We start from the raw sequence: 25,346 nt of genomic DNA on the forward strand, positions 1-25,346 counted from the left end.
AGGGGTTGGTTAGTGCGCCGCGCCCCATGATGGCCCGGTGCCGATCTCGATCCCCAGCGGCACGCTGAGCGCGACCGCAGGCGTCGCGGCTTCGGCCATCACCCGCTCGATCACCGGGCGCGCCGCCGCCGCATCGCTTTCGGGCAGTTCGAACACCAGTTCGTCGTGTACCTGCAGCAGCATCCTGACATGGCCCAGCCCCGCGTCCTCGAGCGCGGGCATCATCCGGGCCATCGCGCGCTTGATGATGTCGGCGCTGGTGCCCTGGATCGGCGCGTTGATCGCGGCGCGTTCGCTGCCCTGGCGCTCGGCCTGGTTCTTCGAATTGATGCGCGGGAACCACGTCTTGCGGCCGAACAGCGTTTCGGAATAGCCGCACTCGCGCACCTGCTCGAGCGTGGCGACGATGTAGCGCTGGATGCCGGGGAACCTCTCGAAATAGCGGTCGATCATCGCCTGCGCCTCGTCTGCGCCCACGCCCAGCCGCCCGCCCAGCCCCCAGCGGCTGATGCCGTAAAGGATCGCGAAGTTGATCGTCTTGGCGCGCCCGCGCGTGTCGCGATCGACCGTGCCGAACATTTCCCGCGCGGTGCGCGCGTGAATATCCTCTCCGTTGGCGAAGGCGTCTTTCAGCGCGGGCACGTCGGCCATGTGCGCGGCCAGCCGCAGCTCGATCTGGCTGTAATCGGCGGCGAGCAGCACGTTGCCCGGCTCGGCGACGAACGCCTCGCGGATCTGGCGGCCGATCTCGGTGCGGATCGGGATGTTCTGCAGGTTGGGATCGGTGGAGGACAAGCGCCCGGTCTGCGCCCCGACCAGACTGTAGCTGGTGTGGACCCGCCCCGTGCGCGGGTTGATCGCGGCCTGCAGTGCATCGGTATAGGTCGACTTGAGCTTGGACAGCTGCCGCCAGTCGAGCACTTTGGTGGCAACCTCGGCGCCTTGCGCGGCCAGCCCTTCAAGGATCGCCTGATCGGTCGAATACTGGCCGCTCTTGCCCTTGCGCCCGCCCTTGTAGCCCAGCTTCTCGAACAGCACGTCGCCCAGCTGCTTGGGGCTGCCGATGGTGAACGGCCCGCCGGCCATGGTGTGGATCAGCGTTTCGAGATCGGAGATCTGGCCGGCGAATTCGGTGGAGAGCGCCGCCAGCCGTTCGCGGTCGACGCGGATGCCGTTACGCTCCATCATCGCCACCACCGGGATCAGCGGGCGATCGACGCGCTGGTAGATGCGCGTGCCCCCCTCTTCAGGCAGGCGCGGGGCCAGCACGCGGTGCAGCCGCCAGGTCACGTCGGCATCCTCGGCGGCATAGCGCGTGGCGTCGGCCAGCGGCACTTCGGCGAAGCTGATCGCCTTCTTGCCGGTGCCGCACACATCCTTGAACTTCATCGTGGCGTGCCCAAGGTGGCGGTCGGACAGTTCGTCCATGCCGTGCCCGGCAAGGCCGGTCTCGCTACGTCCGGCGTCGAGGCAGAAGCTCATCACCATTGTATCGTCGATCGGCGCGACGTGGATGTCGTGCCGGGCCAGGATGTTGATGTCGTATTTGATGTTCTGGCCCACTTTGAGCACCGCGTCGCTTTCCAGCAGCGGTTTCAGCGCGGCCAGCGCCGCATCGCGCGGGATCTGCACCGGCTTTTCGCTGAACATGTCGGTGCCGCCGTGGCCCAGCGGAATGTAGCAGGCGTCGTTCGGTCCCAGCGCCAGGCTGACGCCGACCAGGTCCGCCTGCATCGCGTCGAGCGCGCTGGTCTCGGTGTCCACCGCCACCACGCGCGCCGCGAACGCGCGCGCGATCCACTGCTCCAGTTCGCCGATGGTCTGGACGCAGGCATAGCTGGAAAGGTCGGGCGCGGGCATTTCGGGCAGCGACTGGCGGTTGCCGCGAATGGCCCCGTCCTGCGGTGCCGACGCCTCGCCCGGAGTGACCGGCCTGGCCGGGTGCAGCTGGGTCTTGGGGCCCGGGCTGCCCGTGCCGCCATCCAGCCGCCGCAGCAGGCTGGTGAAGCCGTGCTCCTCCAGGAACGCCGCCAGCGGATCGCGCGGGATCGTGTCGAGCGCGAAATCGTCCATCGCCATCGGCAGGTCGCAGTCTTCCTTCAGCTGCACCAGCACCCGCGAAAGACGCGCCATGTCGGCCTGCTCGATCAGGCTGTCGCGCAGCTTGCCCGGCTTCATCGCCGGCGCGGCGGCGAGCGCGGATTCGAGGTCGCCATGCTCCTGGATCAGCTTGGTCGCGGTCTTCGGCCCGATGCCGCGAATGCCGGGCACGTTATCGACCGCGTCGCCCATCAGCGCCAGCACATCGCCGACTTTGTCGGGCGTGACGCCGAATTTCTCGATGACTTCGGGAATGTCGATCCGCTGGTTCTTCATCGTGTCGAGCATGTCGACACAGCCGCCGCCGGTGCCGCAACGGCCGACCAGCTGCATCAGGTCCTTGTCCGACGAGACGATGGTCACGTCCCAGCCGCGCAAGGTGGCGGCGCGGGCATAACTGGCGATGATGTCGTCCGCCTCGAGATTGTCCTCCTCGATGCACGGCAGCGAGAACGCGCGCGTCGCATCGCGAATCAGCGGGAACTGCGGGATCAGGTCCTCGGGCGGGGGCGGGCGGTTGGCCTTGTACTGGTCATACAGCGCATTGCGGAACGTGATCGATCCTTTGTCCAGGATCACCGCCAGGTGCGTCGGCCCGTCGGCCTTGTGCAGGTCTTCGGCGAGTTTCCACAACATTGTGGTGTAGCCGTAAACCGCCCCCACCGGCACGCCGTGCGGATTGGTCAGGGGTGGCAGCCGGTGATAGGCGCGAAAGATGTAGGCCGACCCATCGACGAGGTAGAGGTGCTGTTTGACGTCCATTTCCGGGGTGTTAGCAGCCATGCGCCCCCCCGTCATGGGCCTTCGCGGAACAATTCGCCGCCAAAATCGTACTAGCTTCCAGGCGCTCGGATCGTCGGGTTTGTGCGGCTTTGCGGCCCCACGATCTTGTAAAATCTTGCCGCCGGACCCATCTGACGGGACTGGCGCATGCGTGTTCCGCTTGCATGCGCGGCGATTGCCGATTAATTGGGCGGCGAAGTCTACCATTGGAGTAGGCTTTGCGACGGGCTCTGTCCGTCGCGGTTCACTTCAATCCAGGGATTGTATCGCAATGCGCAAGCTCATCCTCGCCGCTGTCGTCGGCACCGCCTTCGCCCTCGCGGGCTGCTCGCAGAAGACCGAAGACGCCGCCGGCACCGCTGCCGATTCGGCTGCTTCGGACGTAGCTACCGATGCTGCTGCTGCCGCCAGCGGCGCTGCAGACACTGCCTCGATGGCAGCCGACAAGGCCGGCGACGCCGCCATGGCTGCTTCGGGTGCTGCTTCGGAAGCCGCTTCCGACATGAAGGCAGACGCCAAGAAGATGTAATTCTTCCCGCAAGGGAGGTTTTTCAGGACAGGGGCGCGGTCGCAAGGCCGCGCCCCTTTTCTTTTGGTCGGCGGTTCATGGTCTTTGGCTGAGGTTGAGCCATTCGGCCCCCCGGTCCCGCTCATCCTGAGCCGGTCGAAGGATCCCTGCGGTCGTGCGGTTTGCGCGCGTCATTGACGGCGCGCGCACCGATCCGAATGACGCAAGCCGAAGCTTGCATCCTGCGACCGGCTCAGGATGAACGAATGGGGTGGGAACGATCAAACGGGATTGCAACGCAGCCCCGGATGAAATCCCTTACTTGCGACCCAGCGCGATCGTCGCCCCGCCGCTCATCGGCGTGGCATAACCATCGTATAGCGTGCGGGTGATTTGCGCGATCATCGCACCGTGCGCGGAATGGCCTTCGGGGCCGGTCACGAAAATGGCGACGGCCAGATGGCGGCCGTCGGGCAGGCGGATGATGCCGACATCGTCGGTCACGCCCGACAGCGTGCCGGTCTTGTGCGCAAACACCACGCCTTCGGGCAGGCCGGCGCGCATGCGCTTGCTGCCGGTGACGGTGCGGGTCATCGTATCGAGCAGGATCGCGCGGCTTTGCGGCGACAGCGCGTTGCCGCGATCGATCGCACCCAACAGCGCGACCATCGCGCGCGGTGTGCTGGCGGTGCGCACGTCGATCACGCGCGCCGGATCGACCGCGCCATCGTCACGCACCAGCGTGGCCATCGTGTGGTCAAGGTGCTGGCCGGTGATGCCCGCACGCGTCAGCCAGGCATTGACCACTTGCGGCCCACCCACGGCGGAGAGCAGGCCGTCGGTCGCCTCGTTGTTGCTGTGGGTGATCGACAGTTCCATCAGGCTCTGCGCGGCGTAGATCGGGCCCTGACGCACCGGGGCGACAGCGCTGCGGGGGCCGCGTTCGGCCACGCGGATCATCATCGGCAGGTTCTGGTCGAGCCGCAGGCGACCGGCTTCGACCTGGCTGAGGAAGGTGGCGGCGATGGCGACTTTGGCGGTGCTGGCCATCGGGAACGGCTGGTCGCCGTTGATCATCACCTGGCCGCCGCCGTCGAGATCGACCGCCGCCACACCGATGCGTCCGCGGCTTTGCGCAACGATCCCGGCCAGCTGCTGCTGGACCATGAGATCGCGCGGATCCTGATACGCGGCAGACGACGTGCCGTAACCCGGGGCGCCATAACCCTGGCCATAAGGCCCGGCGTGCGCACGATCCTGCATGAGCCCCGTCGCTGCGAGCGCAGGAAATGCGAAAAGCGCTGCCGCCAGCAGTTTGCGATACCGAACCATCATGCCCCGCTTATAGACCCGACCCTATGAACCCGTGGTTACCAAGCTAACCGATTGCGATTCCTAAGCAAAGGCATGGTTCCATCGGTCCGTCGCCCTTCGCGCCCGGCTCGGCCTCCGAATCGGTCCGAATCGGCAAGTCACTGGCAGATCAGCCGAACAACCGGTCGAACCAGTTTCCGGGCCTGCCACCGGTTGCAGCCGGCGGGGCAGCCGCAGGGGCCGCCGGCGGTGACGGCGCGGACGGAGTCGCAGCGGGCGGGCCAGGCTGCGCATCACCGGTATCGAACACCGCGTCGATGGTGTCCGCGATTTCGACCCGCGCGGGGCGGCAGGGCGTGTAGCCGGGCTTGGCCACGTCATAGACCAGCGCCGTGGTCGCGCCGCTCCACCGGCGGTCGAAGAACAGCGCCGCCTCGCGCTCGCGGCGGGGCAGCAGGGCGGCGGGACGGGCCCATTGCAGCATGGCGCGGCGCGCGGCGGTGCTGTCGCCAGCCACCACCTGCTGCACCCATGTGGCCCGCCCGATCGCGCCGGTGTTCCAGTGGAACGACAGCGCTGCGCCCAGCTCGGCCTCGGTCAGCGCGTGCGCGCCGAACGCGGCCAGCACTTGCGGCAGGTAACGGGTGCGCAACAGCCACAGGAACACGCCCAGGCAATGCGCCAGCGATTGCGGGTTGTCCTTGTAACGCGGCACCACCGCATGGCCCGAGGCATCGGTGATGCCCACGCTCCACGTCCACACGCCGCCGCCGTCGCGATAGGCCTCGCGCACGATGCCTTCGTGCGCGATCAGTTCGATCGCGATGCGGGGGGTGATGTCACGCATGGAGTCGCTCCGCCAAAAGACAGTCTCATGGCGACAGCGAGGCGTGTAGGAAAATTCTTTTTTCGGCGCGGTCGGTCGGTGCCACCACGCGCGACTGAACCATGTTCCGGTCGGCCCCGATGCGGTTCCGGACACACCTCAAGTTCGCTTGAGGCGTGTCCGGGTGACGCTAAGGTGCGGTCAGGTGTCGTTCGGGTCAGGCCAGCGCGGCCACGAGATCGGCGACCAGGTCGGTGCGTTCCCACGGGAAGGCATCGCCCGTCGCTTTGCGGCCGAAGTGGCCATACGCGGCGGTCTGGCGGTAGATCGGCTTGTTGAGGCCCAAGTGCGTGCGGATGCTGCGCGGGGTCAGCCCGCCCAGCTTGGCTATGCCCATGATCGCGGCTTCGATCTTGTCGTCGCCGACGGTCCCGGTCTCGTGCGTATCGACATACAGCGACAGCGGCTTCGACACACCGATGGCGTAGGCCAGCTGGATCGTGCAGCGCGTGGCAAGCCCCGCGGCGACGATGTTCTTGGCCAGGTAGCGCGTGATGTACGCGGCCGAACGATCGACCTTGGTCGGATCCTTGCCGCTGAACGCGCCGCCGCCGTGCGGGCTGGCGCCGCCGTAAGTATCGACGATGATCTTGCGCCCGGTGAGCCCCGCGTCGCCATCGGGCCCGCCGATCTCGAAGCTGCCGGTCGGGTTGATGTGGTACTCGGTCTCGCGCAACAGCACCGGCGGCAGCGTCTCTGCGATCACGCGCTTCACGTACGCGTGCAGCTCGGCTTCCTTGTCGCCCTCGTCGTAACCCGGCGCGTGCTGGGTCGAGACGACGATCGCGGTCGCGGCCACGGGCAGGCTGCCTTCATAGCGCAGCGTGACCTGGCTCTTGGCGTCGGGCTCGAGGAACGGCGCGGTGCCCGAATGGCGATCGGCGGCCATCCGTTCCAGGATCTTGTGGCTGTAGTACAGCGTCGCGGGCATCAGGTCGGGGGTTTCATCGGTGGCGTAACCGAACATGATGCCCTGGTCGCCCGCGCCTTCGTCCTTGTTGCTGGTCGCATCGACGCCTTGCGCGATGTGATCCGACTGGCCGTGGAGGCGGTTGATGAATTCGAACTTTTCCCAGTGGAAACCGTCCTGTTCGTAACCGATTTCCTTGACCGTGTTGCGCACGGTCTGTTCGATCTCGGCTTGCGCGCCGGGCGCCCATGCGCCGTTTTCGTACACGCCCTTGCAGCGGATTTCGCCAGCAAGCACGACCAGCTGGGTGGTGGTCAGCGTCTCGCACGCGATGCGCGCCTCGGGGTCCTTGGACAGGAACAGGTCGACGATCGAATCGCTGATCTGGTCTGCCACCTTGTCGGGATGGCCTTCGGAAACGCTCTCGGACGTGAACAGATATTCGCTACGCATCGAATGATCCCATATAAAGAATTCTTTATGTGGGGGCAGGCTCTAGCGGCGACCGCGGCGAATGGCAACCGTGCCCAGCACAAGAAGAGCTATCGCCCAGCCAAGCGCCAATGCATTGCCCCAGCGCGCGAACAACGTCGGCGGCAGCGCCGGGGGAACCAGCCCGTCGATCCGCCCGCGAACATGGTGGGGCAGCACCTGCCGCACCACGCCGTCGGCGCCGATCACCGCGCTGATTCCCGTGGTGGTGGACCGCAGCACGGGCAGCCCTTCCTCGATCGCGCGCATCCGGGCCTGCGCCAGATGCTGCGGCGGGCCCCACGCGCCGAACCAGCCGTCGTTGGATGGGTTGAAGATGAAATCGGGCCGATGCGCGCGGTCCACGACCTCGCCCGAAAAGATGATCTCGTAGCAGATCTGGTAACCGACCCGCCCCCAGCCGCCATCGCGCAGCGCGCCGAAATCGACCGTGCGCGGCCCCGGGCCGGGAAAGAAATCGATTGATCCCGCCACCAGCCGCGACGCGCCGAGCGGTTCCAGCAGCCAGCGCAGCGGCAGGTATTCGCCATACGGCACCAAGTGCGCCTTGGCGTAGCTGCCGCGTATGGTGCCGGCGGAATCGAGCGCGGTGACGACATTGTGCGCGCCGATCACTGTCGGTCCCTGCATCACCAGATCGGTCGTGCCGGTCAGCAGCAGGCTGCCGGGGCCAATCACCCGCCCCATGCGCGCGCGCGCCAGCGCTGGGTCGGCGGCATACGTGGTGTCGCCGTAGAAGTAGCTGGGGTAGCCGGGCCGCAAGTAGTCGGGCACGCCTGATTCGGGCCACAGCACCAGCCGCCGTTCGCCGGGATGCCGCGCCAGGCTCAGCCCGGCGATGGTCTGGAACTGGGCTTCGAACTTCGACGGATCGTTGAGTTCCTCCTGCCGCCTGTCGGGCTGGACGAGCGTGAACGGCAGCGTGCCCTGCTTGGCCGAGCCACCGATCGGCAGCAGCATCAGCGCCACCGGCAGCGCGATCGATGTCGCCGCCTTGCCGCGTGATCCGCCGTCGCAGGCGCGCACCGCATGAAGCCAGCAGCCCGCCAGCAGCACGACCAGCCCCGACACTGCGTACGTGCCCATCCACGGAGCGACCGAAGCCAGGCCGGGCCGGGCGAACCCGCCCAGCGTGACCATCGCCAGCGGGTTCCACGCAAACCCGGTGAAAACCCAGCTGCGCAGCCATTCGCCCACGATCCAGCATCCCGCGAACACCGGCACGAAGCCGGTACCCTTGCGGTCGATGCCCTTGCCTTGCGTCACCAGCCACGCGCCCAGCGTGGTCACGGCGGGGAACACCGCGAGGTACAACGACAGCAGCACCACCGCGATCCAGCCGAGCCAGGCGGGCATCTGCGCCTGATAGGTGAACGCGGTCGCGATCCAGGTGTTGCCGATGGCGAAATGGCCGACGCCGAACAGCCAGCCGACCAGCGCCGCGCTGCGCGCGTTGCGCGCGGTGGCGACCAGCCAGACCAGCAGCGCGACGGCTGCCAGCGTGACCGGCCACAGGCCCAGCGGCTGGAAACCGGTCGCGGCGGCGGCACCGGCGATCAGCGAAAGGGCTTTGCGACGGTGCAGCATGGCGGCGGCTATGCCGGGCCTTGCCTCCCGCCGCAAGCGATCAGCCGCCGATCACCTCGGCATCGGCCACATCGGCGGCAGGCAGCGGATTCTTGCGCGGCCGGCCGCGACGCTTGGGCGCCACGACGTCGGCATCTGCAACGGCCTCGGGCTGCGCGGGTTCTTCGCTGCGGGCACCGATGGCGGGCGGCAGGATCGCGGGATCGAGCCCGTGATCGTCCTGCGCTGCACGATCATTCTGAGCACGATCGTTCCGTTCGGGCCGGTTCGACGAACCGTCCTGCAGGGCGCCATTCTCGTCACGCGGGCGACGGTCGGTGCGCGGACGCAGCCCGCGCGAACCGCGGTTGTCGCGCACGAACGGGTTTTCGTTGCCGACGCGAACGGGCTCGCCTTCGTTTCCGCCTTCGCTTTGGTTTTCGACGGCCGGAACGCTGTCCTCGGCCACCGGCTCACGCTCGAACCGGCGCGGCTCGCGCTGCTCTCTGGGCTCGCGCTGTACGCGGGGTTCGCGCTGTTCCCGGGGCTCGCGCGGTTCGCGTGCCTGTTCGCGTCCCTGGTCTCTGGGCTGTTGCTGCTCGCGCGACTGTTGTTCGCGGGGCGGCTCGTCGCGGCGTGGAGCCGGGGCGCGGTCGTAGCCCGGGAAATCGGCTTCCATGCCGAATTCGTTGCCGTCCTCTTCGCCGTCCTGTTCCTGCCAGCGTTCGTTGCCGGCGCGGGCGCGCGGGTCTTCCTGCCGCGTGCGCTGGTCGGCGATCACGCGAAAATAGTGGTCGGCAAACTGCAGGTAATATTCCGCGTTGACCCGATCGCCGTTGAGGTGCGCATCCTGCGCCAGCTTGCGATATTTTTCGAGCATCTGCGGGGCATTGCCACGCGCACGGCTGTCGATCCGGTTCAACTGCTGACCGCCGCCACCTTGCGGACGACTGTTGTTGTTGCCACGGCCGCGCCGGCGGTTGTTGTTGTTGCCGCGATTATTATTGTTGTTCAACTCAGACTATTCCTTGTCTGGAGCGGCCTCGAAGCGGGAAATCTTGTCCCGCTGGCCGCATAACCCTCCGCCACGAGCCCTGCCTGGGCTGTGGTTCCCAGCATCTGCTTTCGGCCGGCGATTTTGCCGGTCAGCCCTGCAAATGGTGGAGTTGGCCGGGACGGGAAGCCTTCATCCGTCGCCCTGCCTGCCAAGACAATTAGTGGTCGTGCGGCCCGTTGCCAAGCGAAATGTTGCGTGGGCCCGGTTTTTCGGAAGATAATTACCCGGATCCCGGCCTGTGCAACTGCAGCGCGCGCGGTCGGCCGCCCAGATCGCGGTGAAGCATGACCGTCAATCCGCAGTCGTGCGCAATGGCGCCGACCGCCTCGTCCTGTCGCGATCCGATCTCGACCAGCGCGATCCCGCCGGGCGCCAGCAGGCCGGGCAACTGTGGTATCAGGACGCGGTAGGCGTCGAGCCCTTGTGGCCCGGCGAACAGCGCGCCAGCAGGTTCGTGGTCGCGCACGACCGCCTCCAGCGCTGCGTCGTCCTCGACATACGGCGGGTTGGCGAGGATCAGGTCGAACCGCCCCAGATCGTCGCTCCAGCCCGGACTGTCCCAGTCGCCGGAACGCATTTCGGCGCGGTCCGCCATGCCCAGCGCGGCGGCGTTGGCGCGCGCCACCGCCAGCGCGCCGTCCGACCGGTCGATCCCGAACCCGCGTGCGTGCGGCCAGATCGACAACGCGGCGAGTAGCAGCGCGCCCGAACCCGTGCCGCAGTCGAGGATGCGCAGCGGCGGCCGCGCGGCCAGCGCATCGCGCGCGGCATCGACCAGCGTTTCGGAATCGCCGCGCGGGATCAGCACGTCGGGGGTGACGGTGAAGTCGAGCCCATAGAATTCGGCGCGGCCCAGGATGTAGGCGACCGGTTCGTGCCGCATCCGCCGCGCGAGCAGCGCCCCGAAGCCATTGGGCACCGGCTGGTTCATGTGGCGCAGCAGCACGTCGGATCGCGAGACGCCCAGCGCGGCGGCCATCAGCAGTTCGACATCGAGCCGCGCGGTGGAACTTGCCGTGCCCAGTTGCGCCGCCGCTTCGCGCAAGGCCTGTGCGATGGTGAGCCCGGGTTCAGGCCCCTCACTCACCCAGCGCCGCCAGTCGCTTGGCCTCGTCCTCGGCGATCAGCGCGTCGATCAGTTCGGCCAGCCCCGGGCCTTCGAGGATCTCGGGCAGGCGGTGCAGCGTCAGGTTGATGCGGTGGTCGGTCACCCGGCCTTGCGGGAAGTTGTAGGTGCGGATGCGTTCCGAACGGTCGCCCGAGCCGACCATGGCTTTGCGCGCCTCGGCCTCGTCGCCCTGCGCTTCGGCGCGTTTCAGGTCGTACAGCCGCGTGCGCAGCACCTGCATCGCCTTGGCCTTGTTCTTGTGCTGGCTGCGCTGGTCCTGCTGGATCACCACCAGCCCGGTGGGCAGGTGGGTCAGCCGCACGGCGGAATCGGTGGTGTTGACGTGCTGGCCACCGGCGCCCGATGCGCGGTAGATGTCGATCTTGAGATCGTTGTCGGCAATCTCGACATCGACTTCCTCGGCCTCGGGCAGCACCGCCACGGTCGCGGCAGAGGTGTGGATGCGCCCGCCGCTTTCGGTCACCGGCACGCGCTGCACGCGGTGCACGCCGCTTTCGAACTTCAGTTTGGCGAACACGCCGTTGCCCGCGACGTTGGCGATGATTTCCTTGAACCCGCCGATGTCGTTGGCGTTCATCGAGGCGACTTCCACGCGCCAGCCCTGCTGCGCGGCATAGCCTTCGTACATGCGGAACAAGTCTGCGGCGAACAGCGCGGCCTCGTCGCCGCCGGTGCCCGCGCGGATTTCGAGCATCGCGGGCCGCACATCCGCCGAATCGCGCGGCAGCATGGTGACGGCCAGCGCGTGTTCGGCGACGGGCAGTTCGTCGCGCAGCCGGGCGATTTCCTCGGCCGCCAGCGCGCGCATCTCGGGATCGGGCTCGTCCAGCGCGTCCAGGCTCGCCAGCTCGCCGCGCAGTTCGCGCACCGCTTCGGCGGCCCTGGCCACCGGCAGCAGTTCGGCATAGTCGCGGCTGGCGGAGACGAACTCCGGCCCTTCGAGCGTACCCGAACCCAGCCGCGCCTCAAGCTCGGTGAAGCGGGCAGAGATCTGCGCAAGGCGGGCGTCGGAGATGGTCACGATGCATTCCTCCCCGGCACGGGGAGGGGGATCGGCGCGGCTGGTGGAGGGGCCTCCTCGGCATAGCGGAACGTCGAGAAGAAGCGCGTCACCGCCCGTGCCCCACCACCCCGCTTCGCGCGGTACCCCTCCCCGTGCCGGGGAGGAATTTGGGAGGCGCTCATCTCATTCCCTACATCGTCATGCTGAACTCGTTTCAGCATCCATCGCACCTTCGGGCACGGCAGCGCGATAGGAGAAATGGACCCTGAAACAAGTTCAGGGTGACGAGGTTGAAACTCGGTCGCCGGACTGTGTGTCATAGACCAAATCGGTCCTCACCCAGGATAGCCATGACTCGCTTGGCGAGTTCAACCTCTTCGTCGGTTGTGGAAACGCTTGTGATTTTAAATTCTTGGGAGCGGTTTTCTTCCGAACGAACATACAACGCGGAAAATGCGCCATCAGATCGCGCCTTCGTGATCCTTTTCTTCGGATTCTGACGGAATGCCGTCCAGCAGGGGATACCTGCTCGTCGCAATTGAGCGGCCACTGCTGAAGCTTTGAGTTCGAGGTCATCTGATTCCGGGAGGATCGCAAGTGCGGGTTCAATTTGCTCGACTTCCCCCACCAACATAGCCAGCCGCTCGATCCCGGCAGCCCAGCCGACCGCCGGCGTATGCGGCCCGCCCAGCGTCTCGATCAGCCCATCGTAGCGTCCGCCGCCGAGCACGGTGCCTTGCGCGCCCAGCCGGTCGGTAACGAATTCGAAGGCGGTGTGGCGGTAGTAGTCCAGCCCGCGCACCAGTGCCGGGGCGCGGGTCCAGGCGACGCCGGCCGCATCCAGCCCGGAGGTGACCGCGCCGAAGAAGTCCTGCGCTTCCCCGCTCAAAAATTCGTCGATCATCGGCGCGTCGGCGGTGAACGGCTTGTCACGCGGGTCCTTGCTGTCGAGGATGCGCAGGGGGTTCTTTTCCAGCCGGGCTTGCGAATCCTCGCTCAGCGACGCGGCGTGATCGCGGAAGTACCTGACCAGCGCGGTGCGCCAGGCGTCGCGGCTGGCGCCATCGCCCAGCGTGTTGAGCATCAGCGTCACGCCATCCGAGATGCCCAGTTCCTTGAGCAGCTGGTCGGCCATCACCAACAGCTCGACATCGGCCTGCGGCTCGCCCGCGCCGATGATTTCGGCGTCCAACTGGTGGAACTGGCGATAGCGGCCCTTCTGCGGGCGTTCGTAGCGGAACAGCGGGCCGTGCGTGGCGACTTTCAGCGGGGCGTGCTGCTGCCAGCCGTCGGTGATGAAGGCGCGCGCCAGACCGGCGGTGAATTCGGGGCGCAGGGTGAGCGATTCCCCGCCGCGATCCTCGAAGCTGTACATTTCCTTCGACACGACATCGGTGGTCTCGCCCAGCGAGCGGCTGAACACGGCGGTCTTTTCGAACACCGGCATTTCCACGCGGCGGAAGCGGTAGAGCTTGCGCACGCGCTCGAACGTCTCGACGACATGCGCGAATGCCTCGGCATCGGCGCCGAAGATGTCCTGCGTGCCGCGAATGGCCTGCGGGGTCGCGATAGGCTGGGGTTTGGGATCGGTCATGATGGCCGCGCGCTTAGACCGAAACGGGCGGGCAGGAAAGCGGGGGCGACGGTTGCGGGCGTGCGCGCGGTTCGGGCCCGTGAAATAGTTGCAGTCGCAATCTTCGCCCGGCATGAAGGGGCATGATCACAAAGCCTGCGGTCGCACCGCTCCCCGCCGCACGTTTCATCGCGCTCCCCCTCGCCGTACTGGCCGCCACGCTCGTGTCCACCAGCGCCCTTGCGCAAGGCGCGACCGGCCCGGCGACGGTAACGCCGCTCGATGCCGACGGGCGCTCCGCCCCGCAGGCCGTGCCCGTGGTCCGCAGCGTGCCCGACGCGCGCGACGTCGCCTATCCCGGCACTATCGCGCTCGATATCGACGCCAGCGACACGCCGCGCGGGATCTACCGCGTGACCGAGACGATCCCGGTCGATCCGGCGGCGGCCAGCGCGGGCGAACTGCTGCTGCTGCTGCCGCAGTGGCTGCCGGGCAACCACGGCCCCACCGGCACGCTGCCGCTGCTGGCGGACATCCGCTTTACCGTGGACGGCAAGCCGGCGGGCTGGACGCGCGATCCGGTGGAGGTCAACGCGTTCCACGTCGCGGTGCCGGCGGGCGCGAAGACGCTGGTCGCGCGGTTCATCCACACCTCGCCGGTGCAGACGTCCGAAGGGCGCATCACCATGACGCAGGAAATGCTCAACCTGCAGTGGGAGAAGATGAGCCTGTATCCCGCCGGGCACTATGTCCGCCAGATCCGGGTCAAGCCCACGGTCACGTTCCCGCAAGGGTGGACGGTGTTCACCGCGCTCGACGGCAGGCAGGGCAGCGGCCCCAAGCTGGCGTGGAACGCGACGGGGTACGATACGCTGGTCGATTCGCCGATATTCGCAGGGCTTTACGTGCAGCGGTGGGATCTGGGCCATCAGGTCAGCCTCGATACCGTGGCCGACAAGCCCGACCTGCTCGCCATCGCGCCCGCCAACCTGCAGACCTACCGCAACCTTGTGGATGAAGCGGTGGTGACGTTCGGCTCGCGCCATTTCGACCATTACGACTTCCTGCTCGCGCTGACCGACCGGATGGGCGGCATCGGGCTGGAGCATCACCGCTCGAGCGAAAACCAGATGGAGCCCAAGACGTTCGTCGACTGGGACAAGATGGCCTGGGACCGCAACGTCATCGCGCACGAGTTCACGCACAGCTGGGACGGCAAGTTCCGGCGTTCGGCGCGGCTGTGGACCCCCGACTATCGCCAGCCGATGCAGGACAACCTGCTGTGGGTCTATGAAGGCCAGACGCAGTTCTGGGGCATGGTGCTGGCGGCGCGGTCGGGCGTGCAAAGCAAGGACGTGGTGCTGGGGATGATGGCCAGCGTCGCCGGGCTTTATGCGCAAGGCCAGCCCGGGCGCGCGTGGCGTTCGGTCGAGGATACCACGCACGATCCGATCATCGCGGCGCGCCGCCCGCTGCCCTATGCCTCGCTCAGCCGGGCCGAGGACTATTACAACGAAGGCGCGATGGTGTGGCTCGAAGCCGACCAGATCATCCGCACCGGCACCAAGGGCGCGCGCGGACTGGACGATTTCGCGCGCGGCTTTTTTGGCGCGCGCGATGGCGACTGGGGCGAATTCACCTACGAATTCGACGATGTCGTCGCAGCGCTCAATGCGGTCTATCCCAGCGACTGGGCCACGTTCCTGCGCACCCGGCTGCAGACGCCGGGCCAGCCCGCCCCGCTCGCCGGGATCGAGCGTGCGGGCTACCGGCTGGTGTGGAAGGACGAGCCCAATCCGTACGAAAAGGGCCGCAGCGATGCCGCCAAGACGGTGAGCTTCACCTATTCGCTCGGGTTCGCGCTCGACAAGGACGGCAAAGTGGTCTCGACCCTGTGGGATGGCCCGGCGTTCGATGCCGGGGTGGTGACGGGGACCAGGATCGTGGCGGTGAACGGGACGGCCTATGACGGCGACACGCTCAAGGACGCGATCACCTCCGCCAAGGCGGGCGGCCGCGCTGGCACCGCGCCGATCCAGCTGCTGGTGCAGCGCGGCGACAGGTTCATGACCGTGCCGATCGATTACCACGGCGGTCTGCGCTATCCGTGGCTCGAGCGCGCCACGCCGGGCACCGCGCTGGCGGGCCTCGACCGGCTGCTTGCGCCGCGCCGCGTGGGATCGACCAAGTGAACGCTGCCAGCGCCGCGCGGCGGGGCTTCTCGCTGGGGCGACAGATCGCGCCGCCGCGGTTCGTGGTGTTCCTGCTGCTGCTGCCGCTGGGCTTCTTCGGCTATCGCCATTTTCTCGGCGGCATCGGGTTCGGCGATCCGGCCGCCATGGGGTTCGATCTGGCCGCGCTGGTGTTCATTGCCTCGCTCATCCCGCTGCTGCGCGACAGCGATGCCGAGACGTTGCGCAAGCATTCGGAGGAAAACGACGCCAACCGGTTCGGCGTGCTGCTCATCACCACGCTGGTGACGGTGGTGGTGATGTCCGCGATCGCGGGTGAACTGCCCAATGCCAGCCAGGGAAACCACCTGTCGATGATCAAGCTGATCGGCACGCTGGCGCTGACGTGGCTGTTCGCCAACATCGTCTACGCGATGCATTACGCGCACTTGTTCTATTCGAAGGACGAAAAGTCCGGCGGCGACATGGGCGGGCTCGACATTCCGGGGTGCGATTGCCCCGACTACCTCGATTTCCTGTACTTCTCGTTCACGCTGGGGATGACGTTCCAGACATCGGACACACAGATCACCGGGCGCTCGATCCGGCGCATCGTGATCCTGCACTCGATGGCGGCGTTCGTGTTCAACATCGGGGTGATCGCGTTCACCATCAACGCATTGGGTGGCGGCAAATAGCGCCACCTTGCTCATAAGTCCTGTTGCAGTGCAGCACGGGCGCGGTTAGAGGCGCGGGCGCAAGCTCCCCCAAACGGCCTCGTGCCGCTGTCGAAGGTATCCCATGCGCATCGACCTCATTCCCACCGGCGAAAATCCGCCGGAGAGCCTCAACGTCGTCATCGAAGTGCCGAGCGGCGGTGAGCCGGTGAAGTACGAATTCGACAAGGCTTCGGGCGCACTGTTCGTCGATCGCATCCTGCACACGCCGATGCGCTATCCGGCCAACTACGGCTTCGTGCCGCACACGCTGTCGCCCGATGGCGATCCGCTCGATGCGCTGGTCGTGGCGCGCTCGCCGTTCGTCCCCGGCTCGGTGGTCCGCGCGCGGCCGATCGCGGTGCTCAACCTGGAAGACGAGCATGGCGGCGACGAAAAGCTGGTCTGCGTGCCCGACACAGCGACGTTCCCGTACTATTCGGACGTCAAGGAAGCCGAGGATCTGCCCGACATCGTGATGAAGCAGATCGAGCACTTCTTCACCCACTACAAGGACCTCGAGGCCGAAAAGTGGGTGCGCGTAGGCACCTGGGGCGATGCCGCCGAGGCGCGCCGGGTAACCCTGGAAGCCATCGAGCGCTACAAGGCCGACGCCAAAGGCTAGAGTCTGATGACGTTAGATTGACCCACCCAAACCCCGTTCGTGTCGAGCGAAGTCGAGACACGTTGAGCCCTGAGCTTGACGAGGAGCTCGGGATGAGAGGGTCAAGGTAAAGTCATCGCGTTTTAAAACATCCTACTCGATCGGCCGCCCGGCGCTAAGCAGGTCCTGGCTTTCATCGTCGGAGGCGCGTTCGCGCGCGACCATCCGCTCGATGTGGTGTTCGGGCGCAACGTCGCTGTCCTGAGCGACGGTGGGGGCGATGCTGGGCGTTTCGGGCGCGGTGCTGGCCGACGCCGCTGCGGCAGGCTGTGCCGGCGCCGTGTCCTTGGCCAGATGCACGATGTAGCTCGAATCGGGCAACACGAAGTCGCCCGCGCGCAAGGCGTTGCGCACCGCCTCGATCGCGAGCGTGCGCGCCTTGGTGTAGTCCGTCCTGGTCTGGTCGACCCAGCCGAGGAACCGCAACGTGGTGGTCGTGCCGGGCAGTTCGGCAATCTCGGCCTTGGGTTCGGGATTGGGAAGCATGAAGTCCAATGCCTTGAGCGCGTCCATGCCGATGGCGCGGGCGTGGCACGGATCGGCGTTGTGATCGATCACCACGTCGAACTTGAACCGGCGCTTGGGGTTGGTGGTGAAGTTCAGGATCACCGCCTTGAACACCGTGCTGTTGGGGATGCGCAAATGGTTGCCGTCCAGCGTCATCAGCACCGTCGCGCGGCTGGTCAGGCGCACCACGCGGCCTTCGTGGCTGTCGATCTTGACATGGTCGTTGGCGCGGAACGGCTGGCGGATCGACAGCATCAGCGACGATACGTAGTTATCGATGCTGTCGCGCACCGCCAGGCCCACCGCCAGGCCGATCACCCCGGCGCTGCCCAGCACCGCGCCCAGCAGCGCGGTGGCGCCGATGATGTCCAGCGCCAGCACGATCCCGCCGATGACGAAGCCGACGCGGATCGCGCTCGCCATCAGGTCGGCCAGGAACGGATTGGGCGCGATGCGCTGCCACAGCGCGCGGCGCCCGGCGATCAGGTAGCCGAACATGCCGACCAGGATCGCAACGACGATGCCCACCCCGATCAGCGGCAGCGCCTGGACGATACCGTTGGCCTTGCTCGTCACCCCCGACAGCGCCGGGGTCAGGTTACGGTTCACCTGCAGGTTGCGGGCCAGCCGGTTCTGCACCGTGACCACGCCCGCCACCTTGCCGGCAAGTGCGGAGGCCTGATCGATCGCCTCGACATCGTCGACCTTGCCGGTCAGCGTCACCACGCCCGACGCCACGCGCACCTGCACCGGTCGCAGCGCATCGATCTCGCCGAAGATGCCGCGGATGCGGGCGGTTATGCGGGCATCGTCGATCGTCGTCACATCGGGTGAGATTGCCGGCTCCGGAGCGGGCTCCGGCGCGGACGAGGGGCTGGCCGACGCTTTGGCGGAAGGTAGCAGCGACTGCGCGGACGCCGGTTGCGCGAGCAGTGCCAGCGTGAGCGAAAGGGCCAGCGTCAGCGAAAAGGCCAGCAGGGCGCACAGGGCGACCAGCCGCGCGGCGGCGTTGCGGATGAAGGGCATGTAGCCCCAAGCGATCTCAGCCGCGCGCGGTTCCCGGATAGGGGCGCTGCCCGGCAACCGTTCCCCGCGACAGCAACGCGCCTCGCCTCAGTCCCCGGCGATGCTCATGGCGTCGATGCGCAGCGTCGGCGTGTCGATTCCGCGGTGGATATCGAGGTCGTCGGCGGCGACCAGCGCGGCGAACATCTCGATCAGGTTGCCGGCGATGGTGAACTCGGCGACCGGCCCGGCCAGCGCGCCGTCGACGATGCGAAACCCGCTCGCGCCGCGGCTGTAATCGCCCGTCACGCCGTTCACGCCCTGCCCGATCAGCTCGGTCACATACACCCCGTCGGCGATGTCCGCCATCAGCGCGGCGGGGCTCACCGTGCCCGGCTGAAGCACGACATTGCTGGCGCTGACCCCGGGCGCACCCGATGCGCCGCGCGCGGCATGGCCGGTCGGCGCCTCGCCCAGCTGGCGGGCGGCGGCCGAATCCATCAGCCAGCCGGTCAACCGGCCGCGCTCGACCAGCGCGCGCGGCGCGGTGGGCAGCCCCTCGCCGTCGAACGGGCGCGACCGCGTGCCGCGCAACCGGTGCGGATCGTCGAGGATCGTGATCGAACTATCGAACAGCTGGGCGCCCGCGCGATCGAGCAGGAAGCTCGCGCGCCGTGCGATCGACGCGCCGGAGATCGCGGCGAGCAGATGCCCGACCAGCGAATTGCCCACGCGCGGATCGAACACCACCGGCATCGTGCCGCTTTTCAGCTTGGCCGGGTTCAGCCGCCGGACGGTGCGCTCACCGGCGCGGCGGCCGATCTCCTCGGGCGACCTCAGGTCGGCGGCGTGGCGCGTGCTGCGCCAGCAATAGTCGCTCTGCATTCCGCCGCCTTCGCCGGCCAGCACGCTGGCGGAAATGCTGTGGCTGGTGGTGGAATAGCTCCCGGCAAAGCCGTGGCTGGTCGCCAGCGCCATGATGCCGCGCCCCGCGCTGGCGCTGGCGCCTTCGCTGTTGGTGACGCCCGCTACGCTGCGCGCCGCGTCTTCTGCCGCTTCGGCCATGGTGCGCAGTTCGGCCGGTGCGCGCTCGCGCGGATCGTCGAGATCGAGATCGACCGGCGCACCCTGCAGCAGTCGATCCTGCGGGGCGAGACCGGCAAACTTGTCCGGCGGCGCGGCGCGCGCCATCGCCACCGCGCGGCTGGCCAGTTCATCGAGCGCGGCGTCGCCAAGGTCGGTCGATCCGATCGAGGCCGAAGCCCCGCCCACGAACACGCGCAAGCCGACATGTTCGGATTCGGAGCGTTCGACATCCTCCAGCGCGCCCAGCCGCACCGCGACGCTTTCGGATGCGCTGGCCAGATAGATCGCGTCGCCCGCCTCGGCCCCCAGCCGCACGGCGCGCGTGACCAGCGCCTCGCAACGTTCCTGGGCTTGGGCGGTGGACAGCATGGCAGGACCTTTCGCAGGCGGAACGAACCGCCGCAGCTCACGAAAGATCGCGCTCTAGCGGCGCAGCCCGGCGGCGGCAATGCCAGCCCTGCGGGGTGCGCCATCGCGGAGTGAGGGACGCGGGAATCAGGACAGTTGGGCAATGCCCTTGAACAGCGCGGTCAGCGCAAACGGCAGCCCGATCGCCAGCAGCCACAGCGAAAGCTGGTCGCGGCGGTACTGTGGGCGCAGCGAAGGGTCGGCAGCACGGGCATCGCCGATCGATTCCCAGCGCCGTTCGAACCGGCGGCACAGCGGGATGATCGCGGCCACCAGCACCACCAGCGCGAGCAGCGGCAGAGCGGAACCGCTATCGCCTTCGATCGCGCGCATCGTCACGAAAATCTGCAGAGCGGTGTACACCAGCAGGGCATAAGCGATGTTGTCGCTCATCCGCTTGCGCCAATCGAGGCCCTTCGCGCGCGCGCGCTGCACCGATGGAATGGCCTTGTTCATGGCTCTGTCCTTGATCCTGTCGTCCCAAAACGGATTAGATCACGCGAACGTCTGCGGTTCAAGGTTTATCCTGTGTTCACCGGTTGACATGCACAAATCCTGCCAAGCCCGAAATGATGGGGTTTTTAACCGCCGCGCATCCCGCTATGCGCTAAGCCCAGACGCCAGGAGCTGTGACGTACCGCCGATGACCGCACTTCTAGACAGCGCCGCAAACGCGACCGGACTTGCCGCCAATTCTGCCGGAACCGGCGCATCCCAGCCGATTCCGCAGGGCGGGCTCGAAGTCGTGTCGATCGCCAAGAGCTATGACAAGCGTGCCGTGCTGAGCGATATCTCGCTGTCGGTGGGCAAGGGCGAAGTGCTCGGCCTGCTGGGACCCAACGGCGCGGGCAAGACCACCTGTTTCTATTCGATCATGGGGCTGGTGCGTCCCGATTCGGGGCGGATCCTGCTCGACGGCATCGATATCACGATGCTGCCGATGTACCGCCGGTCGATTCTCGGGCTGGGGTACCTGCCGCAGGAAACGTCGATCTTCCGGGGCATGACGGTGGAACAGAACATCGCCACCGTGCTCGAACTGGTCGAGCCCGACAAGGCGACCCGCGCCGCCGAACTCGACCGGCTGCTCGACGAATTCGGCCTGACCCGCCTGCGCTCGTCGCCCGCGATGGCGCTGTCGGGTGGTGAACGCCGCCGCTGCGAAATCGCGCGGGCGCTGGCGGCCAACCCCTCTATCATCCTGCTCGACGAACCGTTCGCAGGCATCGACCCGCTGTCGATCAGCGATATCCGCGACCTGATCCGCGACCTGAAGCAGCGCGGCATCGGCGTGCTGATCACCGATCACAACGTGCGCGAAACGCTCGATATCGTCGATCGCGCCTGCATCATCTATGGCGGACAGGTGCTGTTCGCGGGCAGCCCCGAAGCGCTGGTCGCCGATGAGAACGTCCGGCGGCTGTACCTTGGCGAAGGCTTCATCCTGTGATCGTGACATCGCCCGGGATGGCCATGCGGAAACGCCGGATCTGATCCGATGGCATTGGGGCCGCGCCTAGACATCAGGCAGAGCCAGTCGCTGGTGATGACGCCGCAGTTGCAGCAGGCGATCAAGCTGCTGGCGCTGTCCAACCTCGAGATCGAGGCATTCATCGGTGACGCGCTCGATGCCAACCCGCTGCTCGAGATCGGCGATGGCGCGCCCGCCGCCGTCGCCGAAGCGCCGGTCGAGGACGTTCGCCGCACGCATCTCGAAACCTCGCCGGTCGATCAGTTGCTGGGCGAAGGGCGCGCCGCCGATGACCGCCCGCTCGACATCGATGCCACCGCGCTCGACCGCGATCGCGACACGGGCGATGGGCTGGCCTCGCTCCAGTCGGCGGACCTGGGTGGGGCAACGGGCGATTTCGGCGCGTCGGGGTCGGGCGGCAGCAGCGGCGAAGGCCTCGACATCGACGAACGCGGCGCCAGCGCGCAGACGCTGGCAGAGCACCTCCATCTGCAAATCGGCGCGGCCGGTTCCGATCCGCGCGTGCTGTTCGTCGCGCGGTGGCTGATCGACCAGCTCGATGAGGCGGGCTATCTCGCGCTGCCGCTGCGCGAGGCGGCCGACGATCTGGGCGTCGCGCTGGCCGAGGCCGAGGCCGCGCTGGAACTGGTGCAGCGGCTCGATCCGACCGGCGTCGGCGCGCGCTCGCTGTCCGAATGCCTGGCGCTGCAGGCGCGCGAAGCCGATCGCTACGATCCGTGCATGGCGCGGCTGATCGACAATCTCGATCTGGTCGCGCGTGGCGAATTCGCGCGGCTGAAACGCATGTGCGATGTCGATGACGAGGATTTCGGCGACATGCTGCGCGAATTGCGCGGCTACGATCCCAGGCCCGGCCTGCGCATCGGGGTGGGCACGACCGAGGCGGTGGTGCCCGACATCCTCATCCGCAACGGTGCCGACGGCGGGTGGGACATTGCGCTGAACCAGGCGACCCTGCCGCGCCTGATCATCAACCGCAGCTATTATGTCGAGATGCGTGGCGCGTGCCTCGCCAAGGACGCGCGCGCCTGGTTGGGCGAGAAGCTGGCCGATGCCAACTGGCTGGTGAAAGCGCTCGACCAGCGGCAGAAGACCATCCTCAAGGTCGCGGCGGAAATCGTCAAGCAGCAGGACGGCTTCTTCCGCAAGGGCGTGTCGCAGCTGAAACCGCTGACCTTGCGTACGGTGGCCGAAGCCATCGCGATGCACGAATCAACCGTCAGCCGGGTGACCTCCAACAAATACCTGCACTGCGAGCGCGGCACGTTCGAACTGAAGTATTTCTTCACCTCGGGCGTGGCGTCGTCGGATGGCGAAGGGCCGGTCTCGGCCGAATCGGTCAAGGCGCAGATCCGCGCGCTGATCGACGCCGAAGACCCCAAGGCGGTGCTATCGGACGATACGCTGGTCGATCTGCTCAAGGACAAGGGCTTCGACCTCGCGCGGCGCACCGTGGCCAAATACCGCGAGGCGATCGGGCTGGGCAGTTCGGTCCAGCGCCGGCGCCAGAAGGCGCTGGCGGCGGTGCGCTGACAAGATGACCGAATCCCCCGCACTCCCGGCCACCCCGCCCGCCCGCCTTGTGCTGCCGCGCCTGTTCGCGATTCAGTTCCTCAGCTGGAGCGGGATGTTCTGCCTGTGGATCTATGCACTACCGGTGATCGCTGGCGACGTGCTCCACGCCGTGCCGGATACGGCGGGCTATCAGAACGCACTGGTCGTGCTGTCGATGTGCTTTGCGCTGTATGGCCTGCTGGGGATCGGCATGTCGTTCCTTGTGCCGCGCGCGCTGGCGCGGTGGGGCGCGGGGCCGGTCCATGGCGCGGCGCTGCTGATCGGCGCTGGCGGGCTGGTGGCATTGGGCGCGATCGCCAGCCCGGCCGGGCTGGTCGCGGCGTTCGTGGCCATCGGCATCGGCTGGGGCAGCCTGTCGAGCGTGCCGTATGCCGTCGCCGGGGCAGCAGCACCCCAAGGACGCGGCGCCCACACGATGCGGCTGTTCGGCCTGTCCACTGTGCTGCCGCAGATCGCCACGACGCTGTTCCTGGCGCTCGTCGCACCGGCGTGGATCGGCCACGCCGTCCACCGCGTGATGTTCGTCGGCGGCGCGGCGATGGCCTGCGCCGGGCTGCTGTCGATCGGCTGGCGCAAGTATCTGCCGGTCGCCGTCGAGGATTGGTGAGGGCCGAAAATACCCCTTGCGGTTGACGCAACGTCAAGCGCTACAAGCCGGGTCATGGAACAGGTGCTCGACATTGCGGAAGTCGTCCGGCGCACCGGGCTGACATCGCGCGCGCTGCGCTTTTACGAGGCGCGGGGGCTGATCCGCCCGTTGCGCAGCGCAGCGGGCCGGCGGTTTTTCGGCGCGGGCGAACTCGAGCGGCTGACCGCGATCCTTGCGCTCAAGCGCGCGGGGTTCAGCCTTGCCGCGATCGGCACGATGCTCGGCCAGCCGCGCGCCGATCTGGGCCGGCTGGTCTCGGCGCAACTTGAACAGGTGGCGGCGCGGGTGGCCGAACTGGCCGAAACGCGCACGCTGCTGCTGCACATCCAGTCCCGCATCGATCGCGGCGAGCCGATCGACGTCGCGACGCTATGCTCGCTGATTCAAAAGGGAAATGCGATGGAACAGGAACAGTGGAAAGCGGTCACCGACCGCTATTTTTCGCCCGACGAGAAGGCGGAATTTGCCCACACCATGGCCGGCGTACCGGCCGGTTTCGACCAGGCAGCGTATCAGGCGCAGTGGAAGGATCTGAGCGCGCGCATCGAAGCGGCCCTGCCGCTCGACCCGGCAAGCGCGCAGGCGGGTGCGTTCGTGGCCGAATGGACCACGTTGCTGGAGCCGTTCACCAAAGTGGCGACACCGGGCATGATGCAGGGCGTCACCCGATTCTATGACCGGATGGGCGAATGGGAGGGCGAAGTCGATCCGGGCTTTTCGGCGAAGGTGTTCGCTTTCATCCGCGAGGCGGCGCCGCATCACCGGGGGCCGTCGGTGAGCGCATGATGCAATAGGCGGCGATACGGGGCGGCAGGCGGCGCGGTTTATTCGGCGGCCTGCCGCACTTCGTTTGGCGCAGCAGTAGGAGTGGGCGTGCCCACGCCTTCGGACGGGATCGGCCGTTCGGCCAGCATGTGCTGGATCATGCCCTGCAGGTTGGCATCGTACCGCGCGAGCACGGCATGATCCTCGGCGGTGTCCCAGTGCGTGATCAGTTCGCGCCCGTTCCACCAGTGCAGCGCGTAGCCCGGCGGATCGGCGATGATCAGCTGGCGCTGGTCGGGCACGTCGGCGTCGATCGGGCGCAAGTCGAGCGCCACTTGCGGCGCGGTCGACGGGCAGGTCGCAACCACCAGATCTTCCCAGTGCGTGGCCACGGCGCGGTGGATGTGCCCGCAGACCAGCCCGATCACGTTCTTGCGATCGCGCAGGCAGCCGGCCAGCCGGTGCACCCACGGTTCGGCCGGATCGGTGTTCATCCACGGAATGCCCACCTCGATCGGCGGGTGGTGTTGCACGATCAGCGTCTTGCGGTCGGGCTGTTCATCGAGCCGGGCCTTGAGCCACGCGGTGCGCACTTCGCAGTACGCGCCGCCGTGGCGGCCTTCCTCCAGCGTGTCGAGCACCAGAATGCGCAACGGGCCGGTGTCGATCTCGTATTGCAGGAACCCGTCGATGAAATTGTATTCGGGAAACACCTCGGAAAAATTGGCGCGTTCGTCGTGGTTGCCCAGCGCCATGTAAACGGGGAACGGCACGTCGGCGAACGCTTCCTTGAGCCGTTCGTAGCTGCCCTTGTCACCGCGATCGATCAGGTCGCCGGTGGCCAGCAGCATCTTGGGTTGCGGATCGAGCGCGCAGATCGTGGCGATCGTGCGATCGAGCCGCTGGCGATTGAACTCGCCCGGCGTCTCGGGCTCGAACCCCAGATGAATATCGGTAATCTGCGCAATCAGCATGCCAACCCCCAGG

General features: G+C 67.3%; 21 protein-coding genes. 8 read left to right on the forward strand and 13 right to left on the reverse strand.

Annotation, left to right across the window (positions count from 1 at the left end; translation table 11 throughout):
* Positions 1–9 precede the first annotated feature (9 nt).
* Positions 10–2,862 (reverse strand): DNA polymerase I, encoded by a 2,853-nt coding sequence (gene polA, locus NL2_RS01325; protein ID WP_068070854.1) that lies wholly within the window; start codon positions 2,860–2,862, stop codon positions 10–12.
* Between the two features lie 292 nt (positions 2,863–3,154).
* Between polA and NL2_RS01330 the strand changes: the two genes are divergently transcribed.
* Positions 3,155–3,412 (forward strand): hypothetical protein, encoded by a 258-nt coding sequence (locus tag NL2_RS01330; protein ID WP_084355765.1) that lies wholly within the window; start codon positions 3,155–3,157, stop codon positions 3,410–3,412.
* Between the two features lie 297 nt (positions 3,413–3,709).
* Here the strand turns inward: NL2_RS01330 and NL2_RS01335 are convergent, their stop codons facing one another.
* The 8 genes from NL2_RS01335 to hisS all read right to left on the reverse strand — a co-directional run bounded on the left by NL2_RS01335 (position 3,710) and on the right by hisS (position 13,342).
* Entirely contained in the window at positions 3,710–4,654 is a 945-nt protein-coding gene (locus tag NL2_RS01335; RefSeq protein ID WP_245647519.1) for a serine hydrolase, read from the reverse strand.
* A gap of 220 nt (positions 4,655–4,874) precedes the next feature.
* Positions 4,875–5,552, reverse strand: a complete 678-nt coding sequence (locus tag NL2_RS01340) for a lysozyme (RefSeq protein WP_068070858.1) — start codon at positions 5,550–5,552, stop codon at positions 4,875–4,877.
* 196 nt (positions 5,553–5,748) lie between these two features.
* Positions 5,749–6,954, reverse strand: a complete 1,206-nt coding sequence (gene metK, locus NL2_RS01345; protein WP_068070860.1) for a methionine adenosyltransferase — start codon at positions 6,952–6,954, stop codon at positions 5,749–5,751.
* A gap of 42 nt (positions 6,955–6,996) precedes the next feature.
* Positions 6,997–8,580 carry an apolipoprotein N-acyltransferase gene (gene lnt / locus NL2_RS01350; protein WP_068070862.1) on the reverse strand — a complete coding sequence of 528 codons (1,584 nt, stop codon included), beginning with the start codon at positions 8,578–8,580 and terminating at the stop codon, positions 6,997–6,999.
* Between the two features lie 40 nt (positions 8,581–8,620).
* Positions 8,621–9,574: a DUF4167 domain-containing protein gene (locus NL2_RS20585; RefSeq protein ID WP_084355766.1), complete on the reverse strand. Its 954-nt coding sequence runs from the start codon at positions 9,572–9,574 to the stop codon at positions 8,621–8,623.
* A 262-nt stretch (positions 9,575–9,836) separates the two neighbouring features.
* Positions 9,837–10,703 (reverse strand): peptide chain release factor N(5)-glutamine methyltransferase, encoded by an 867-nt coding sequence (prmC, locus tag NL2_RS01360; RefSeq protein ID WP_068070867.1) that lies wholly within the window; start codon positions 10,701–10,703, stop codon positions 9,837–9,839.
* A complete protein-coding gene (gene prfA / locus NL2_RS01365) occupies positions 10,696–11,766 on the reverse strand; it encodes a peptide chain release factor 1 (protein WP_068070869.1) in 1,071 nt (356 codons plus the stop codon). Before prfA ends, prmC begins: the two co-directional genes overlap by 8 nt.
* 298 nt (positions 11,767–12,064) lie before the next feature.
* Positions 12,065–13,342, reverse strand: coding sequence for a histidine--tRNA ligase (gene hisS / locus NL2_RS01370; RefSeq protein ID WP_068070979.1), 1,278 nt, complete (start codon positions 13,340–13,342; stop codon positions 12,065–12,067).
* 122 nt (positions 13,343–13,464) lie between these two features.
* On the opposite strand from hisS, the gene NL2_RS01375 reads away from it, so the two are divergent.
* The 3 genes from NL2_RS01375 to ppa all read left to right on the forward strand — a co-directional run bounded on the left by NL2_RS01375 (position 13,465) and on the right by ppa (position 16,833).
* Entirely contained in the window at positions 13,465–15,513 is a 2,049-nt protein-coding gene (locus tag NL2_RS01375) for a M61 family metallopeptidase (protein WP_068070870.1), read from the forward strand.
* Complete coding sequence (locus NL2_RS01380; RefSeq protein WP_068070872.1) at positions 15,510–16,190, forward strand: DUF1345 domain-containing protein; 681 nt, start codon at positions 15,510–15,512, stop codon at positions 16,188–16,190. Before NL2_RS01375 ends, NL2_RS01380 begins: the two co-directional genes overlap by 4 nt.
* Positions 16,191–16,293: 103 nt before the next feature.
* Positions 16,294–16,833 (forward strand): inorganic diphosphatase, encoded by a 540-nt coding sequence (gene ppa / locus NL2_RS01385; RefSeq protein WP_068070874.1) that lies wholly within the window; start codon positions 16,294–16,296, stop codon positions 16,831–16,833.
* Positions 16,834–16,965: 132 nt separating this feature from the next.
* On the opposite strand, the gene NL2_RS01390 is transcribed toward ppa, so the two are convergent.
* The 3 genes from NL2_RS01390 to NL2_RS01400 form a co-directional block, all read right to left on the reverse strand.
* Complete coding sequence (locus tag NL2_RS01390; protein WP_068070876.1) at positions 16,966–18,405, reverse strand: mechanosensitive ion channel domain-containing protein; 1,440 nt, start codon at positions 18,403–18,405, stop codon at positions 16,966–16,968.
* Between the two features lie 87 nt (positions 18,406–18,492).
* Complete coding sequence (locus tag NL2_RS01395; RefSeq protein ID WP_068070878.1) at positions 18,493–19,839, reverse strand: TldD/PmbA family protein; 1,347 nt, start codon at positions 19,837–19,839, stop codon at positions 18,493–18,495.
* 126 nt (positions 19,840–19,965) lie between these two features.
* Entirely contained in the window at positions 19,966–20,334 is a 369-nt protein-coding gene (locus tag NL2_RS01400; RefSeq protein ID WP_068070880.1) for a hypothetical protein, read from the reverse strand.
* A gap of 187 nt (positions 20,335–20,521) precedes the next feature.
* Between NL2_RS01400 and lptB the strand changes: the two genes are divergently transcribed.
* Genes lptB through NL2_RS01420 form a run of 4 tightly spaced genes read left to right on the forward strand, consistent with a single transcriptional unit; the run spans position 20,522 to position 24,380 of the window.
* Entirely contained in the window at positions 20,522–21,328 is an 807-nt protein-coding gene (gene lptB / locus NL2_RS01405) for an LPS export ABC transporter ATP-binding protein (RefSeq protein ID WP_068070882.1), read from the forward strand.
* A gap of 48 nt (positions 21,329–21,376) precedes the next feature.
* Entirely contained in the window at positions 21,377–22,903 is a 1,527-nt protein-coding gene (rpoN, locus tag NL2_RS01410; protein ID WP_068070884.1) for an RNA polymerase factor sigma-54, read from the forward strand.
* A gap of 4 nt (positions 22,904–22,907) precedes the next feature.
* The gene (locus NL2_RS01415) at positions 22,908–23,552 is read left to right on the forward strand and encodes an MFS transporter (RefSeq protein WP_157082971.1); all 645 of its coding nucleotides are present in this window, start codon (positions 22,908–22,910) and stop codon (positions 23,550–23,552) included.
* Positions 23,553–23,606: 54 nt separating this feature from the next.
* Positions 23,607–24,380 carry a MerR family transcriptional regulator gene (locus NL2_RS01420; protein WP_068070888.1) on the forward strand — a complete coding sequence of 258 codons (774 nt, stop codon included), beginning with the start codon at positions 23,607–23,609 and terminating at the stop codon, positions 24,378–24,380.
* A 38-nt stretch (positions 24,381–24,418) separates the two neighbouring features.
* On the opposite strand, the gene NL2_RS01425 is transcribed toward NL2_RS01420, so the two are convergent.
* Complete coding sequence (locus NL2_RS01425; RefSeq protein WP_084355767.1) at positions 24,419–25,333, reverse strand: phosphodiesterase; 915 nt, start codon at positions 25,331–25,333, stop codon at positions 24,419–24,421.
* Positions 25,334–25,346 lie beyond the last annotated feature (13 nt).

This window comes from Novosphingobium lentum NBRC 107847 (assembly GCF_001590965.1).
GTDB lineage: Bacteria > Pseudomonadota > Alphaproteobacteria > Sphingomonadales > Sphingomonadaceae > Novosphingobium > Novosphingobium lentum.